Consider the following 15134-nt stretch of genomic DNA (forward strand, 5'->3'; position numbering starts at 1 on the left):
GGTGCAGCGCGGCCTCCTGGGCGGCGAGCCGCTCGGCGTAGTCGCCGCGCGCGAAGTCGGCATCGGTGAGCGCCGCGGCGCGCGCCCGCACGTCGCCGTCGCGCACGCCGGGGGCGACACGGCGGTCCGCCAGGGCCGCGGATGCGGCGTCCAGCTCGTCCTGGATGGCGTCCCTGCCCTCGGCGAGGCCCGTCGCGAGGGTCGCGATCTGGGCGACCTTCTGGTCGGCGAACGCGAGCCAGCTCGTGAGGCGCTCGTCGAGCAGCGGCTCGTCCGCGACGTCGTGCGGGGTGTGGAAGAGGCTCGTGGACGACGTGACGGCGACGCTGGGCGAGAGCTCGCGGAGCGCCTCGAGCGAGTCGAACGCGGCGGCCAGGTCACCGCGCCAGATGTTGTGGCCGTCGACGACGCCGCCGACGAGCGTCTTGTCGGTGTGGAACCCCGTCGGCAGCGAGCCACGCACGAGGTCGAGCCCGATCGCCTCGACGGGAGTCTCGCCGAGCACGGGAAGCGCGTCGTCGAGGCTGCCGTACGGGGCAGCGACGAAGATCTGCGGTCGCACCGGCACGGCGCCGAGGGTCTCGTACGCACGCTTCGTGGCCGTCAGCACCTGCGCGCGTGGCACCTCGATGCTCTCGCTCACGAGGGCCGGCTCATCGAGCTGCACCCAGTCTGCGCCCACCGCGGTGAGGGCCGCGAGCAGCTCCGCATACACCGGCAGGAGGTCGTCGAGGCGGTCGAGCGGCTGGTATCCCTCCGGCGCGCTCTCGCTCGCCTTGCTCAGCAGCAGGAAGGTGACCGGGCCCACGATCACGGGGCGCGTGCGGTAGCCGGAGGCCGTCGCCTCGGCAACCTCGCGGATCAGCCGGTCGGAGGCGAGGTGGAACCTGGTCTCCGGCCCGATCTCGGGAACGAGGTAGTGGTAGTTCGAGTCGAACCACTTGGTCATCTCGGCCGGGGTGTTGTTGCCCTCTCCGCGGGCGATCGTGAAGTATCCGGCCAGGTCGATGGTGCCGTCGGCGCGCACGAGGGACTCGAAGCGGGTCGGGATGGCGCCGACGGTGACTGCAGCATCCAGCACCTGGTCGTAGAAAGAGAAGGCCTCGGGAATCGAGGAATCCGTGGCACCGAGGCCGAGCGACGCGAGCCGTTCGCGGGTGACGCGGCGCAGCTCGGCGGCACGCGACTCCAGCTCCTCGGCAGTGATGCTGCCGGCCCAGAAGGCCTCGACGGCTTTCTTGAGTTCGCGGCGGCGGCCGATCCTCGGGTATCCGAGGATGCTGCCGGTGGGGAATGAGGGCGCAGTCATGCTGATTCCTTGATGTTCGCTCGAGCGGTGGATGGTGTTGCGGTGGTGAGTCCGACTCCTTCGAGCACGGACAACACCGCCTGGTGCTGGTTGAAGGGATAGAGGTGGAGTCCGGGGGCTCCGCCGTCGAGAACCTCGGTGGCGAGCCCGATCGCGTGCTCCACGCCGATGGCATGCTGCTCGTCGGTGGACTCGGTCGACTCGAGGCGGCGTGCGAGGCTCTCCGGCCGCCGCTCCCCCGTGAGTTCGAGGATGCGCGACAGCCGAGCCGGGTTCGTCGCCGGCATGATCCCCGGCAGGATCGGGATCGTGACCCCCGCGGCGACCGCGGCGGCCACGAACCGCAGGTAGTCGTCCGCGTGGAAGAACAGCTGGGTGATCGCCATCGTCGCGCCCGACACCTGCTTGGCGAGCAGCGTGTCGATGTCCTGGTTCGACCTGTTGGACCGCGGATGCCCGTTCGGGAAGGCCGCGACGGCCACCCGCACCTTTGCCCTGCTCGTCGGAATCTGGCCGACCCCGTGCGCGCTCCGGGAGCGCAGCGTCGCGTACTGCGCTCGCTCCGTCTGCACGCGGTGGATCAGCTGCACGAGCTCCGACGCGCTGCCGAGATCGCCGAGGAAGTGGTCGCCCTCGACGGCACCGCGGGGCGGGTCGCCGCGCAGGGCGAGGAAGCTCGTGACGCCGGCATCGAGGAACTCCCGAACCAGCCGGTTGGCCTCGAAGTGCGAGGACCCGACACAGGTGAGGTGGGCGAGCGGGCTCACCGAGGTGTTCTCGAGAATGTACCGCAAGACGTGCAGCGAACTCTGGCGCGAGGATCCGTTCGCCCCGTAGGTCACCGAGATGAAGTCCGGCCCCGCCGCCGCGAGCTGCTGGATCGTGTGCCACAGGTTGTGCTCCGCCGCATCGGAACGCGGGGGGAAGAGCTCGAACGAGAACGGAACCCGCTCGAGACCGTGCGCCTCCGTGTTCGTCACGCCTCAGGTCCAATCCATCGTGGTGTGGATGTCCTGGGGCCCGCATTCGGGCCCACAGGGCATCTCTGTGCAGAAATGCGGGGCCAATGGCCTCCTGTGGGCGGGTGCCGGGCTCGGCTGTCGCACCGTCGCCGGGCACGCCCGGACGAGTGGTAAGTCAGCCTAGCAAGACCGGGCGTCTGTTGCCGAGTGTTACGCGGGCACCCGCGCGACGGAGAACGGCCGGAGCGTTGCGGCGTGCTCCTCGGTGACGAGCACCGCCACCCGGGTTCCGCTCTCTTCGTACGTCGTCTCGAGGATCTTGCCGTTGTCATGCAGCGAGGAGACCAGATCGCCCCGGTCGTACGGGATGAGCAGCTCGAGCTCGATCGAGGGCGCGGGCAGCGCCGCGTCGATCGCCGCCAGCAGCTCGTCGATTCCCTCGCCGGTGCGGGCAGACGCGAAGATCGCGTTCGGCTCGAGGCCACGCAGCACGAGCCGCTGGTCGTCGTCGATGAGGTCGCTCTTGTTGAACACCACGATCTCGGGGATGTGCCTCGCCTCGACCTCGCCGATCACGTCGCGCACGGTGGCGAGCTGGCTCGCCGGATCCGGATGCGAGGCGTCGACCACGTGCAGGATCACGTCGGAATCCGCGATCTCCTCGAACGTGGAGCGGAACGCCTCCACAAGCTGATGGGGCAGGTTGCGCACGAAGCCGACGGTGTCGGTGAAGGTGTAGCCGCGGCCGTCCTCAGTGACATTCTTGCGCACCGCGGTGTCGAGGGTGGCGAACAGGGCGTTCTCCACCAGGGCGCCCGCCCTCGTGATGCGGTTGAGCAGCGACGACTTTCCGGCGTTCGTGTAGCCGGCGATCGCCACGGACGGCACCGAGTTGCGGTTGCGGTTGGCACGCTTGGCCTCGCGGGCCGGCTTGAAGCCGAGGATCTGCTTGCGCAGGCGGGACATCCTGGTGTGGATGCGGCGGCGGTCGAGCTCGATCTTCGTCTCACCCGGTCCGCGGCTTCCCATTCCGTTGCCTGCCCCGACCTGGCCACCGGCCTGGCGGGACATCGACTCGCCCCAGCCGCGCAGGCGCGGCAACAGGTATTCGAGCTGCGCGAGCTCGACCTGGGCCTTGCCCTCCCGGCTCTTCGCGTGCTGGCTGAAGATGTCGAGTATCACTGCCGTGCGGTCGATCACCTTGACCCGCACCACGTCCTCCAGCGCACGCCGCTGGCTGGGGGCGAGCTCGCTGTCGACGATGACCGTGTCGGCCCCGACGCTCGCCACGACATCCCGCAACTCGAGCGCCTTGCCCTTGCCGAAATAGGTGCTGGGGTCTGGCGTCGCCCGCCGCTGGAGGAGGCCGTCGAGCACGATAGCGCCCGCGGTCTCGGCAAGCGCGAAGAGCTCGCGCATGGAATTCTCGGCCTCGGCGGCGTTGCCCTGGCCGTAGATGCCGATCAGCACGACGCGCTCGATGCGCAGCTGCCGATACTCGACCTCTGTCACGTCCTCGAGCTCGGTCGAGAGCCCGGCGACACGCCGCAACGCCTGGCGGTCCTCCCGGTCGAACTGGTCGCCGTCGCTCAAGGACTCGTGGCCGACCGACTCGGTCTGGAGCGCCTGTGCTCCGCCGCTCGAGAACAGCGTGAATCCGGCGGAACGCGATGCCGCACGCGCGAGAACGCGATCGATCGGATCGAGCACGTCCGTGCCGTCCGTCTCGCCCTCGTTCGGGCCCACGCCTTCACTCTCAATCATCTGGTTAACCCTAGCTCCTCGTATTTCGGTAGGTTTCTCTCCATGGCCAATGAGCATTACTTCTCGGAAACTCCAGAGAGTGAACTCATCTATCGGCAGATCCGGGTACCGCTCGCCGGCGAACTCCGCGATCTCACGACCTCGAATGGCATCTTCAGTCCGGAACGCATCGACGTCGGCACGAGCGTTCTGCTCGCCAACGTCCCTCCGGCGCCGCCCGGCGGCAACCTGCTCGACCTCGGCTGCGGGTGGGGGCCGATCGCGCTCACGCTCGCGCTCGCGTCTCCCCACGCCACGGTCTGGGCCGTGGACGTGAACGAACGCGCCCTCCAACTCGTGCGGCTAAATGCGGAGAAGTTGGGCATTACAAACATCAACGCCTGCAAGCCCGCGGATGTTCCCGCCGACGTGCAATTCACGACCATCCGCTCGAATCCGCCCATCAGAGTCGGCAAGGACGAGCTGCACAGCATGCTTGAGATGTGGCTCCCGCGCCTCGAACCGGACTCGGATGCCTGGCTGGTCGTGCAGCGCAACCTCGGGTCAGATTCGTTGCACCGCTGGCTCGAGGGCGCGTTGCCGGCGGAGTTCTCCGTCGTGCGCGCGGCGACCAACAAGGGCTACCGGGTGCTGAGGGTGCGCCGCCGCTAGCTCAAATCTGCAGGGTGCCCTCGAAGACGAGGTCGGCCGGCCCGCTCAGGGAGACGTGTTCGCCGTCCTCCGCCGCCCACATCCGCACACCGAGGGTGCCGCCCGGCACCTCGACCTTCCACTGGTTGGGGGCTCCCGGCCCCGCCCAGTGACGCGTGGCGAGCGCCGCGGCAGCGGCACCCGTGCCGCAGGAGAGCGTCTCGCCGCTCCCCCGCTCGTGCACTCTCATGCGGATGCGGCCCACGCCGTCCTTCACCAGCGGCTCGAGCGGAACGACGAATTCCACGTTCGCACCCTCCGGCGCCTCGGGCTCGAGCACCGGGACGAAACTCAGGTCGGCCGAGTCGAGTTCGGCATCGCTCGATAGCGCGACGACGACATGGGGGTTGCCGACATTGATGCCGAGTCCAGGACGCGCCACCTGCAGGTTCTTGGCCCGCACGAGCGGTTCGCCGCCGTCGAGCGACCAGCGCCCGAGGTCCACCTGGAAGCCGCCGGCGTTGCCTTGCACGTCGCGCACCCCGCCCCGTGTGCCGATCGCGATCGTCTGCCCGGCGCCGAGCTCGACGAGCCCGTTGTCCACGAGGAAGCGCGCGTAGACACGGATGCCGTTGCCACACATCTCCGACGGGGAGCCGTCGGCGTTGTAGTAGTCCATGAACCACTCCGCCGACTCGTCTTCAGCAAGGGCCGCCGCCCCGTCCGGAAGGCTCCTGGACCGCACCGCGCGAATGATCCCGTCGCCACCGACGCCGAAGTGCCGGTCGGCGATCGCCGCCATCTGCTCCGGCGAGAGGTCGATGAGGCCGTCCGGATCGGCGAACAACACGAAGTCGTTGCCGGTTCCGTGGCCCTTGGTGAAGTGCAGTTCAGGCATGGCTCAAGACTAGTTGCAGGGCGCTCGCCACTCGTTCCGGGTCGTCGTGGGCGAACCAGCGGGTGTGCGGATCGCGGGTGAACCAGCCGACCTGCCGACGGGCGTACTTGCGTGTGAGCGCTGCCGTCAGTTCGATGGCCTCGCCCTCCGACAGTTCCCCCCGCACCTGCGCGATGGCCTGCGCGTAGCCGATTGCGCGCGACGCAGTCACCCCGATTCCGCGCTCCACGAGGGCCGCGGCCTCCTCTACGAGGCCGTGCGCCCACATGCCGCGCACGCGATCGTCGAGCCGGGACACGAGTTCCGCCCGCGGCGCTGACACACCGATCATCACGGTGGGGGCCCACTGCCGGGCCTCCGCACCGAGACCCGAACCGAACGGCTCGCCCGTCAGTTCGATCACCTCAAGAGCGCGCACGATCCGCCGACCGTTGTGCGGGCCGATGGCGGCTGCCGCCTCCGCGTCGAGCTCGCGAAGCCTCGCGTGCAGCAGGCCGGGCCCCGACTCGAGGAGCTCCCTCTCGATCCGGTCCCGGATCACGGGATCGGTCCCCGGAAAACGGAAGTCGTAGACGACGGAGGAGACGTAGAGGCCGGACCCGCCGACGAGGATCGGGATGGCGCCCCGGCGCCGCACGTCGTCGATCGCGGCGCGGGCATCGGACTGGTACGCAGCCACGTTCGCCTCGTCACTCGGCTCGAGCACGTCGAGCATGTGGTGGGCGATTCCGCGCCGCTCCCCCACCGGCAGCTTCGCCGTGCCGATGTCCATGCCCCGGTAGAGCTGCATCGCGTCGGCGTTGACGATCTCCGCCGGCATCCCGTGCGCCGCGAGGCCCTCCGCGAGATCGAGGGAGAGAGCCGACTTGCCGGTGCCCGTTGCCCCGACCACGGCCACGAGCAGGCCGCTAGCGCTGCCCATCGGTGACGTCGTAGAGGGGGATAGTCACCGCGCGGAGCCCAGGGAGCCCCAGGGAGACGCGACCCGGTGCACTCGCACCGCCGGAGGGCGCCGGCACTCCACAGGACTCGGCGCCTGCACGGTCCCAGGCGTCGCCGGCGGTCGTGCGGCGGATGCGGGGCGGCGCACCGTCGAGCGAGTCGGCCAGGAGGTAGAAGGGCTTGGCATCGGAGATCCGCACCGTGACGACGTCGCCCGGCCGCGGGATCTCGCTGTGCGGGGTCACCTCGAAGTGAACGAGTCTGCTGTCCTCGGCTCGACCGGACAACCGATGGGTGGCGGCGTCCTTCGACCCCTCCGCGCCGACGAGAACGTTGACCTCCGTGCCGACGAGCTTCTGGTTCTCCTCCCAGGAGATGCGGTCCTGCAGCGCGACGAGGCGCTCGTAGCGCTCTTGCACGACGGCCTTGGGCACCTGGTCGTCCATGGTCGCGGCCGGGGTTCCCTCCCGAATTGAGTACTGGAACGTGAAGGCGGTGGCGAACCTCGCCTGCTCCACGACTCGCAGGGTGTCCTGGAAGTCCTCCTCGGTCTCGCCCGGGAAGCCGACGATGATGTCGGTCGAGATCGCGGCGCGGGGAATGCGGGCGCGCACCCGGTCGAGAATCCCGAGGAACTTCTCGGACCGATAGCTGCGGCGCATGGCCTTGAGCACCGAATCGGATCCGGACTGCAGCGGCATGTGCAGTTGAGGCATGACCGATGGCGTCTCTGCCATCGCGTCGATCACATCGTCGGTGAAGGCCGCGGGGTGCGGGCTCGTGAAACGAATCCGTTCGAGCCCCTCGATCTGCCCGGCGGCGCGGAGCAGCTTGCCGAAGGCCTGCCGGTCGCCGAACTCGACACCGTAGGAGTTGACGTTCTGGCCGAGCAGCGTGACCTCGATCGCGCCGTCGTCGACGATCGCCTGGATCTCCGCCAGGATGTCGCCGGGGCGACGGTCCTTCTCCTTGCCGCGAAGCGCCGGAACGATGCAGAACGTGCAGGTGTTGTTGCAGCCGACCGAGATGGACACCCACCCGCTGTAGGTCGACTCACGCCTCGTCGGCAGGGTGGACGGGAAGACGTCGAGCGATTCGAGAATCTCGAGCTGCGCCTCGCCATTGTGCCTCGCCCGCTCGAGCAGCGTCGGGAGGGAGCCCATGTTGTGGGTGCCGAAGACCACGTCGACCCACGGCGCCTTCTCGAGGATGACGTTCTTGTCTTTCTGGGCCAGGCAGCCGCCGACAGCGATCTGCATGCCCTCGTGCTTCTGCTTGACCGAGGCGAGGTAGCCGAGGTTGCCGTAGAGCTTGTTGTCCGCGTTCTCTCGAACCGCGCAGGTGTTGATGACCACGACGTCTGCCTGCTCGCCGTTCGCCTTCACGTACCCGGCCGCCTCGAGCGAGCCACTGAGGCGCTCGGAGTCGTGGACGTTCATCTGGCAGCCGAAGGTGCGCACCTCGTAGGTGCGTGTCTTCGCCTCGAGTTCGGGGCGCACGGACGCGGTCATGGTCATGATTCATCCAGCCTAACGCCGGTGATGCGCCGGCCCCACTGGTCCGACCCAGCGCAGCCGGCCTAACGGAATCGAACGCCGCCGGACCGTGACGCGCCGGACCGTGACGACAGGGCCTCGTCGGTGGCGGCGCGCACGACGGACGACGAGTAGCCCCTGCGCATGAGGAAGGCGGTGAGGCGTCGCTTCGCCGTGTCGAGGTCGTAGGAGCTGAGCTGGGAGGCGCGCTTGACCGCCAGTTCGGTGGCGCGCGACTGCTCGTCGTCGTCGTCCACCTGCTCAAGCGCTGAGGCGATGTGCTCCTGGTCGATGTGCCGTCGGCGCAGCTCCGCCGTGAGGGCTCCGCGACCCAGGCCCTTGCGCTCATGCTGGGTGCGCACGAGGGTCTCGGCGAGGGCCGCGTCGTCGAGCAGTCCGACGGCCTCGAGGCGGTCGAGCTCGGTGAGGACGGTCTGCTCGTCGATCTCGCGCGACAGGAGCGTCTTCTCGAGTTCCCAGCGGGACATTCCCCGCCGGGTGAGCGCGTGCATGCTCACGTTCTCCACCCGAACCTCCGGGGTGGCGCGCCCGCCCTTCTCGGGCAGTTCGGTCTCGGGCTCCGGCGATTCGGGCTCCGGCAGTTCGGTCTCGGGCTCCGGCGATTCCCCGGGGCTCTCGGAGGAGCTCTCGGCGGAGTCTTCGCCGAAGAAGGTGGCGAAATCGGGAAGCCCCGCCCTCCGCCCGACAGGCTCGGGCACCTCGACAAGCTCGGACGCCTCAAGATCGCGCGCCTCGTTGGCCTCCGGCGACGGCGGCACGACGCCCGGCAGGTAGGTCACCCTGGCCAGCTTCGCACCGGTGCCGCCGTCGCCGGAAAACATGACCTACGCCCCGACCGCGGTGCGCTTGGACGCGGCGGTCGACAGGGGTGCCACCTCACGGTCGCCCGCGCTCACCGCGAGACTCTTCGCGGCCTTGGCGCTGGCGGCCTCGGCTCCGGCCGCCGCCTTGACCTGGAGCGCCGCGGCCGCAGCCGCGGCCTTGGCGTCGCCCAGAATGCCGAGCTTCGCCTTGATCTTCTGCTCGATCTCGTTCGCGACCGCCGCATTCGCCATGAGGTACTTGCGCGAGTTCTCCTTGCCCTGTCCGAGCTGGTCGCCGTCATAGGTGTACCAGGCGCCGGACTTGCGCACGATCTCGTGCTCGACTCCGAAGTCGATGAGGCTGCCCTCGCGCGAGATTCCGGTGCCGTAGAGGATGTCGAATTCCGCCTGCTTGAACGGCGGAGCCATCTTGTTCTTGACGACCTTCACGCGCGTACGGTTACCGACCGCATCCGTGCCCTCCTTGAGGGTCTCGATCCGGCGGATGTCCAGTCGCACCGACGCGTAGAACTTGAGCGCCTTGCCTCCCGCTGTGGTCTCCGGGCTGCCGAAGAAGACACCGATCTTTTCGCGAAGCTGGTTGATGAAGATCATGGTCGTGTTGGTCTGGCTGAGCCCGCCGGTGAGCTTGCGCAGCGCCTGCGACATGAGCCGGGCCTGGAGGCCGACGTGCGAGTCACCCATCTCGCCCTCGATCTCCGCACGCGGGACGAGAGCAGCGACGGAGTCGATCACCACGAGGTCGATCGACCCGGAGCGGATGAGCATGTCGGCGATTTCGAGCGCCTGCTCCCCCGTGTCCGGCTGGGAGACGAGGAGGGCATCGATGTCCACCCCGAGCGCCTTGGCGTACTCGGGGTCGAGCGCGTGCTCCGCGTCGATGAATGCCGCGATACCGCCTGCGGCCTGGGCATTGGCGATGGCGTGCAGGGTGAGAGTGGTCTTACCCGAGGACTCCGGGCCGTAGATCTCCACGATGCGGCCACGCGGGAGACCACCGATGCCGAGCGCGACATCCAGGGCGATCGAGCCGGTGGGGATCACCGCGACGGGGGCACGCTCGTCGCTGCCCAGGCGCATCACCGAACCCTTGCCGAACTGACGGTCGATCTGGGCGAGGGCGGTTTCCAAAGACTTTTCGCGATCGGCTGCTGATGGCATTTCCATGCTCCTTGTATGACTCGTATCGGTGCGCCTATAGGCTGCCGTTTCGTCGGGAGAACCGATCCTGCAAGGCTCTACCGACCTGCGACAAGGCTGGTGTTGGCGGCTTCTCCAACAAATCCGACACTACGCGCGGCCGGGGACATTCCCCTTTGGGCCGTGTGCGAGGTGCAGAACTCGATCGCATAATCCGCTGTGCAGGAGCCTACGCGCATCCGAAGAGATGTTCGAATGTATCTTCCCGGCGTGTCGCGCGTGTTCGAAGCAGGACCGTCGAACGCGCCCACCCGCGTCAGGGCTTCGGCGTACGCTGGCCGACCCCGTACCAGCGGTTCTCCGGCACATCGGCGGCTCGGCAGAGAGCGAGCCAGATCGCCCGGGCATCGAGACCCTTGGCGATCGCCTGCTCGGCGGTGAGGCCACCCAACTCGTCGAGCGAGAGGTCGTGCACCAGCGTGCGGCCATAGGACTCGCCGAACTCATCGCCGACGGCGGTCCACAACTCGCTCAAACGCATTCGTACAACCTAACCGGTCAATCGGGCACGGCACGTCGGCGACGCCCGCGCGGCTTAACGTGAGGATGCCCGGCTCTCGCGAGCCGGGCATCCAATCATTCACGACCCGGGCACACCGTCCCGGATCGACTCAAAGTCCTTTAGCGGGCAACCAAGCCCGCGTCGAAGTCCGCGACGAGGTCGTCGGGAACCGTGTCGGGAATCACGTTGATTCCCTCGATTACGGCGAGGCGGTCTCCCACCTCACGCATGATGACTGAAATCGGCGTTTCGAGTGCATCCGCAACCGAAGCGAGAATCTCGGAACTGGCCTCTTTCTGGCCCCGCTCTACCTCGCTGAGGTAGCCGAGAGCAACACTTGCCTTGCTCGCGACCTGACGAAGAGTACGACCCTTCTGCAGGCGGAAGTCCCGGAGCACGTCACCGATTTCTTGACGAACTAGAACCATTGGACCCTCCTCTCCTATGACGCGACCTGTGGATCGACCTTGCCGATGGTTGTGTAACACTACAACCTCCGTTATGCAAACTCTAACCAGCATGGACTGTGTGACGCTTGTGAATCACTGCTATGTAACGAGATTGAAACGCGAAAGATTCCCGCCAGACATCTCAGGCCTCGCGAAGCATTTCACTGAGCCGTGCGAGGGATTCGGAGACGACCGCGGTTCGGATTGCCTGGCGGTCTCCTGACAGGTCGAGGCGGAGCGAGGTGACCGTCGGCCCGAACGCGATTCCGATGAAGACGGCCCCCGGTTGCTGGCCGCCCTGCGGGTCCGGGCCGGCCACGCCGGTCGTCGACAGCCCGATGTCGGCGGGAACTCCCCCCACGGCGAGCACCGACCTCACCCGGTCGGCCATCTGCCTGGCGACCTCCGGATGCACCGGGCCGTGTTCCGCGAGCAGTTCGGCGTCCACGCCGAGCACCGTGGCCTTGAGCTCGGTGTTGTAGGCCACAACGCCGCCGAGCACCGCGGCGGACGCGCCGGGAACACCGATCAGCTCGGCGACCAGGAGGCCGCCCGTGAGGGACTCCGCCACGGCAACGGTGAGCCGTCGGTCGACCAGGGCCGCGATCACGGCGGCGGCATCCGTCATCGCCCGGTCCCCGGCCCTGGATCCCGGCACCGGCTAGGCCTGTTGGCGGTTCTGCTGACGGTACTTCACGAAGAAGTCGATGCCCGACACCACCGTGAGGGCGAGCGCGGCGGCCATCACGATCCAGCCGAGCCAGAGCGCCCAGACGCCCACGATGGTCCAGAACGGGAAGAGGAGCAGGGAGATTCCCACCGCCTGCAGCACCGTCTTCAGCTTTCCGCTCGCGACGGCGGGAATCACCCGCGTGCGGATGACTGCGAACCGGAAGATCGTGATGCCGAACTCGCGGATGAGGATCACGATCGTGACCCACCACCACAGTTCGCCCAGGATCGAGAGGGCGACGAGGGCGCCGCCGGTGAGCACCTTGTCGGCGATCGGGTCGAGAATCTTGCCGAAGTCGGTGACGAGGTTCTGCCGTCTCGCGAGGATGCCGTCCACCGTGTCCGTGACGATCGCGATGACGAAGAGCGCGGCTGCCACCCAGCGCAGCGGCCCGAGTTCTCCCTTGTCGGCGAGCAGCAGCCAGATGAAGACCGGAGCCATGAAGATGCGAACGACCGTGATGATGTTCGCCACGTTTCCGGTGCTCGCCGGGGTGTCGCCGTTGCGCGCGACCCGCCCACGCATGGGATTCGGTCTTTTGGCTGGTGGCTCTTGAGGTGCTGGCAGCGCCACGAGTTACTCCCTGCCGGTCAGCTTCCAGGCGTCTTCGTCGTCCGACGACCCGTCCACCTCATCGTAACCGCTCGTCATGTCCCCGACGGGATCGGCCGAATAGCGGTCTGCCGAGGGCGCCTCCGACATCCTGGTCGGCCAGTCGTCGCCCCGCAGGCGCGCGAGCACGCCGGCGAGCTGCTCCGGCGCGACCAGCACGTCCCTCGCCTTGGAACCCTCGGAGGGCCCGACGATCTCGCGGGACTCCATGAGGTCCATGAGCCGGCCCGCCTTGGCGAAGCCGACCCGGAGCTTGCGCTGCAACATCGAGGTGGACCCGAACTGCGTGCTCACGACGAGCTCGGCCGCGGCGAGCAGAAGCTCGAGGTCGTCGCCGATGTCGCCATCGATGTTCTTCTTCTCCGCCGAGACGGCCACGTCCTGTCGGTAGTCGGGGCGGGCCTGGCGCGTGACGTGCTGCACGACGGCCGCGACCTCGCTCTCGGTGACCCACGCGCCCTGCACGCGGATCGCCTTCGACGCTCCCATCGGCAGGAAGAGCGCGTCGCCCTGCCCGATAAGCTTGTCCGCCCCTGGCTGGTCGAGGATCACGCGCGAGTCGGTCATGCTCGACACCGCGAAGGCGAGCCGCGACGGCACGTTGGCCTTGATGAGGCCCGTGACGACATCCACGCTCGGACGCTGGGTGGCCAGCACGAGGTGGATGCCGGATGCCCGGGCGAGCTGGGTGATGCGCACGATCGAGTCCTCGACGTCGCGGGGGGCGACCATCATGAGGTCGGCGAGCTCGTCCACCACGACGAGCAGGTACGGGTACGGCTTGAGCGAGCGCTCGCTGCCGGCCGGAAGCACGATCTCGTCTGCCACGACGGCCGCGTTGAAGTCGTCGATGTGGCGGTAGCCGAAGCTCGCGAGGTCGTCGTACCGCATGTCCATCTCCTTCACCACCCAGGCGAGAGCCTCCGCCGCCTTCTTCGGGTTGGTGATGATGGGCGTGATGAGGTGAGGGATTCCGGCATACGGCGCGAGCTCGACGCGCTTCGGGTCGATGAGCACCATGCGCACCTCGGAGGGCTTCGCCCGCATCAGGAGTGAGGTGATCATCGAGTTGACGAAGCTCGACTTGCCAGAACCGGTGGAGCCGGCGACGAGAAGATGGGGCATCTTGGCCAGGTTGGCGACGACGAAACCGCCCTCGACATCCTTGCCGAGTCCGATCGTCATGGGGTGCTGGCTCGAGGTGGACGCCTTCGACCGCAGCACGTCGCCGAGCGAGACGATCTCGCGGTCGGCATTGGGTATCTCGACGCCGATCGCGCTCTTGCCCGGGATCGGAGAGAGGATGCGCACCTCGTTCGAGGCGACGGCGTATGAGAGGTTCTTGGTGAGGGCCGTGACTCGCTCGACCTTGACGCCCGGCCCGAGCTCGATCTCGTAGCGGGTGACCGTCGGGCCGCGGCTGAACCCGGTGACGCGCGCGTCGACCTGGAACTGGGTGAGCACCTCGGTGATCGAGGCGACGATGACGTCGTTCGCCTCCGAGCGCGACTTGGGCGGCGTGCCCGGCTGGAGGGTCGCGGCGGCGGGCAGGCGGTACGGTGCGGTCGGCTGCGCGTCGCGCCTGGCGATCGCGGCGTCGTCGAATTCGCCCAGGCCGCCCTTGGTCGACGCCTTGTCCGAGAATCCGGGGAGAAGCTCGGCGATGAGCGGTCCGCCGTCGTCGGTGATCCCGGTGACGGGGGCCACCTCCCCGGTGAAGCGTTTGACGGCGTTCTCGGCGTTGACGAGTTCCTCGAGCAGTTCGACGCCGAACTCCTCGTCGTCGTGGCGGGTGTGGTCGATCACCTCGGTGGCGTTGAGGTCACGGCCCTTCTTGTCGTGCGTCAGCACCGGGCTGTCGAAGGCCGGGTCGTCCTCGCGCTGGGTCTTGTTTCGGCGCCACCACGGCAGCGAAGCGGTGTCCTCGGCATCGATGCCGAGGTCATCGAGGTCGCCGAACGCCACGCTGTCGCTCTTTTTTGCTGCGCGCTCCTCGGCATCCGGCAACTGGGCGCCGAAGAGGTACGAGTAGAGCTCCCGGAGACGCGCGCCGACATGGTTCGGCGGGGTCTTGGTGAGGATGAAGAGCGAGAGCAGCAGCAGGAGGGAGACGAGGGGCACCGCGAGCCAGGCCGTCCCCACCGCGAGCAGCGGCGCGGCGAGCACCCAGCCGGCAATACCGCCCGCCCGGGCGAGCACCTCCATGCCGTCCGAGGGCTGCGGCTGGCCGCCGAAGATGTGGCACAGCGCGCTCACCGTGGTCAGGAGCACGGCGAGGCCGATTCCGATGCGGCCGTTGTCGTGCACGGACGACGGATGCCGGAACAGCCACACCGCGAAGAGCAGCATGATCACCGGAAGCGCGAAGGCCACTCGGCCGAATAGCCCGCCGAAGGTGTACCCGTCGAGGGCGATGGCCACCGGGTCTGCCGGGTTGAACCATTCGACGACGGCGCCGACCACCGCGAGCACGAAGACGAAGAACGGCACGCCGTCGCGGCGCTCGCCCTTCGCGAGAGTCTCCTTGCCGAGAACCCGCGCGGCCCCGCCGACGACGTGGGCGAGCCCGAGCCAGGCGACGGTCAAGAGGCCGGGCTTCTCCACCGGCACCGCCTTGGCCACCGGGAGCTTGCGGGTGGTGCCCTTGCCGGTGGCACGGCTCGGAGCGCGCGGCGGCGTGGTGCGCGCACGCGGGGTCGACCTGGTACTCGTAGCCATGCGTCAACGGTAGCGCGGAGGTCCGTCAGACCCCG

The 15134-nt window shown here is 68.2% G+C and carries 13 protein-coding genes and 1 pseudogene; 1 reads left to right on the forward strand and 13 read right to left on the reverse strand.

Going from position 1 to position 15134, the window contains the following annotated elements; all coding sequences use genetic code 11:
- From VIM54_RS14005 to hflX, 3 genes and pseudogenes are all read right to left on the reverse strand, one after another.
- Nucleotides 1–1309, reverse strand: a pseudogene (locus tag VIM54_RS14005) (5-methyltetrahydropteroyltriglutamate--homocysteine S-methyltransferase); the annotation flags it as partial.
- Entirely contained in the window at nt 1306–2289 is a 984-nt protein-coding gene (locus tag VIM54_RS14010) for a methylenetetrahydrofolate reductase (protein ID WP_331902230.1), read from the reverse strand. The gene VIM54_RS14010 and the pseudogene VIM54_RS14005, both read right to left, overlap by 4 nt.
- Nucleotides 2290–2481: 192 nt before the next feature.
- Nucleotides 2482–4035, reverse strand: coding sequence for a GTPase HflX (hflX, locus tag VIM54_RS14015; protein WP_331902231.1), 1554 nt, complete (start codon nt 4033–4035; stop codon nt 2482–2484).
- A gap of 42 nt (nt 4036–4077) precedes the next feature.
- On the opposite strand from hflX, the gene VIM54_RS14020 reads away from it, so the two are divergent.
- A complete protein-coding gene (locus VIM54_RS14020; protein ID WP_331902232.1) occupies nt 4078–4686 on the forward strand; it encodes a class I SAM-dependent methyltransferase in 609 nt (202 codons plus the stop codon).
- A gap of 1 nt (nt 4687) precedes the next feature.
- Here the strand turns inward: VIM54_RS14020 and dapF are convergent, their stop codons facing one another.
- The 10 genes from dapF to VIM54_RS14070 form a co-directional block, all read right to left on the reverse strand.
- On the reverse strand, nt 4688–5563 hold the full coding sequence (gene dapF / locus VIM54_RS14025) for a diaminopimelate epimerase (protein ID WP_331902233.1): 876 nt from the start codon (nt 5561–5563) through the stop codon (nt 4688–4690).
- Nucleotides 5556–6485 (reverse strand): tRNA (adenosine(37)-N6)-dimethylallyltransferase MiaA, encoded by a 930-nt coding sequence (gene miaA / locus VIM54_RS14030; protein ID WP_331902235.1) that lies wholly within the window; start codon nt 6483–6485, stop codon nt 5556–5558. Before miaA ends, dapF begins: the two co-directional genes overlap by 8 nt.
- Complete coding sequence (gene miaB, locus VIM54_RS14035) at nt 6472–8022, reverse strand: tRNA (N6-isopentenyl adenosine(37)-C2)-methylthiotransferase MiaB (protein WP_331902237.1); 1551 nt, start codon at nt 8020–8022, stop codon at nt 6472–6474. Before miaB ends, miaA begins: the two co-directional genes overlap by 14 nt.
- 62 nt (nt 8023–8084) lie before the next feature.
- Nucleotides 8085–8882: a regulatory protein RecX gene (locus VIM54_RS14040; RefSeq protein WP_331902239.1), complete on the reverse strand. Its 798-nt coding sequence runs from the start codon at nt 8880–8882 to the stop codon at nt 8085–8087.
- Between the two features lie 3 nt (nt 8883–8885).
- The gene (gene recA, locus VIM54_RS14045) at nt 8886–10046 is read right to left on the reverse strand and encodes a recombinase RecA (RefSeq protein ID WP_331902241.1); all 1161 of its coding nucleotides are present in this window, start codon (nt 10044–10046) and stop codon (nt 8886–8888) included.
- A 295-nt stretch (nt 10047–10341) separates the two neighbouring features.
- Entirely contained in the window at nt 10342–10566 is a 225-nt protein-coding gene (locus VIM54_RS14050) for a DUF3046 domain-containing protein (protein WP_331902242.1), read from the reverse strand.
- Between the two features lie 140 nt (nt 10567–10706).
- Entirely contained in the window at nt 10707–11015 is a 309-nt protein-coding gene (locus VIM54_RS14055; RefSeq protein ID WP_147783118.1) for a helix-turn-helix domain-containing protein, read from the reverse strand.
- A gap of 163 nt (nt 11016–11178) precedes the next feature.
- On the reverse strand, nt 11179–11664 hold the full coding sequence (locus tag VIM54_RS14060) for a nicotinamide-nucleotide amidohydrolase family protein (protein WP_331902275.1): 486 nt from the start codon (nt 11662–11664) through the stop codon (nt 11179–11181).
- 33 nt (nt 11665–11697) lie between these two features.
- The gene (pgsA, locus tag VIM54_RS14065) at nt 11698–12294 is read right to left on the reverse strand and encodes a CDP-diacylglycerol--glycerol-3-phosphate 3-phosphatidyltransferase (protein WP_331902245.1); all 597 of its coding nucleotides are present in this window, start codon (nt 12292–12294) and stop codon (nt 11698–11700) included.
- Nucleotides 12295–12345: 51 nt separating this feature from the next.
- Nucleotides 12346–15099: a DNA translocase FtsK gene (locus tag VIM54_RS14070; RefSeq protein ID WP_331902246.1), complete on the reverse strand. Its 2754-nt coding sequence runs from the start codon at nt 15097–15099 to the stop codon at nt 12346–12348.
- Nucleotides 15100–15134: the final 35 nt, after the last annotated feature.

This window comes from Lacisediminihabitans sp. (assembly GCF_036569425.1).
Lineage (GTDB): Bacteria > Actinomycetota > Actinomycetes > Actinomycetales > Microbacteriaceae > Lacisediminihabitans.

What these genes read in the sequence shown, in the direction of transcription:
- hflX (WP_331902231.1), bottom strand. Translation starts at nt 4,035, where the DNA reads ATGATTGAGAGTGAAGGCGTGGGCCCGAACGAGGGCGAGACGGACGGC.
- VIM54_RS14020 (WP_331902232.1), top strand. Translation starts at nt 4,078, where the DNA reads ATGGCCAATGAGCATTACTTCTCGGAAACTCCAGAGAGTGAACTCATC.
- dapF (WP_331902233.1), bottom strand. Translation starts at nt 5,563, where the DNA reads ATGCCTGAACTGCACTTCACCAAGGGCCACGGAACCGGCAACGACTTC.
- miaA (WP_331902235.1), bottom strand. Translation starts at nt 6,485, where the DNA reads ATGGGCAGCGCTAGCGGCCTGCTCGTGGCCGTGGTCGGGGCAACGGGC.
- miaB (WP_331902237.1), bottom strand. Translation starts at nt 8,022, where the DNA reads ATGACCATGACCGCGTCCGTGCGCCCCGAACTCGAGGCGAAGACACGC.
- VIM54_RS14040 (WP_331902239.1), bottom strand. Translation starts at nt 8,882, where the DNA reads ATGTTTTCCGGCGACGGCGGCACCGGTGCGAAGCTGGCCAGGGTGACC.
- recA (WP_331902241.1), bottom strand. Translation starts at nt 10,046, where the DNA reads ATGCCATCAGCAGCCGATCGCGAAAAGTCTTTGGAAACCGCCCTCGCC.
- VIM54_RS14050 (WP_331902242.1), bottom strand. Translation starts at nt 10,566, where the DNA reads ATGCGTTTGAGCGAGTTGTGGACCGCCGTCGGCGATGAGTTCGGCGAG.
- VIM54_RS14055 (WP_147783118.1), bottom strand. Translation starts at nt 11,015, where the DNA reads ATGGTTCTAGTTCGTCAAGAAATCGGTGACGTGCTCCGGGACTTCCGC.
- VIM54_RS14060 (WP_331902275.1), bottom strand. Translation starts at nt 11,664, where the DNA reads ATGACGGATGCCGCCGCCGTGATCGCGGCCCTGGTCGACCGACGGCTC.
- pgsA (WP_331902245.1), bottom strand. Translation starts at nt 12,294, where the DNA reads ATGCGTGGGCGGGTCGCGCGCAACGGCGACACCCCGGCGAGCACCGGA.
- VIM54_RS14070 (WP_331902246.1), bottom strand. Translation starts at nt 15,099, where the DNA reads ATGGCTACGAGTACCAGGTCGACCCCGCGTGCGCGCACCACGCCGCCG.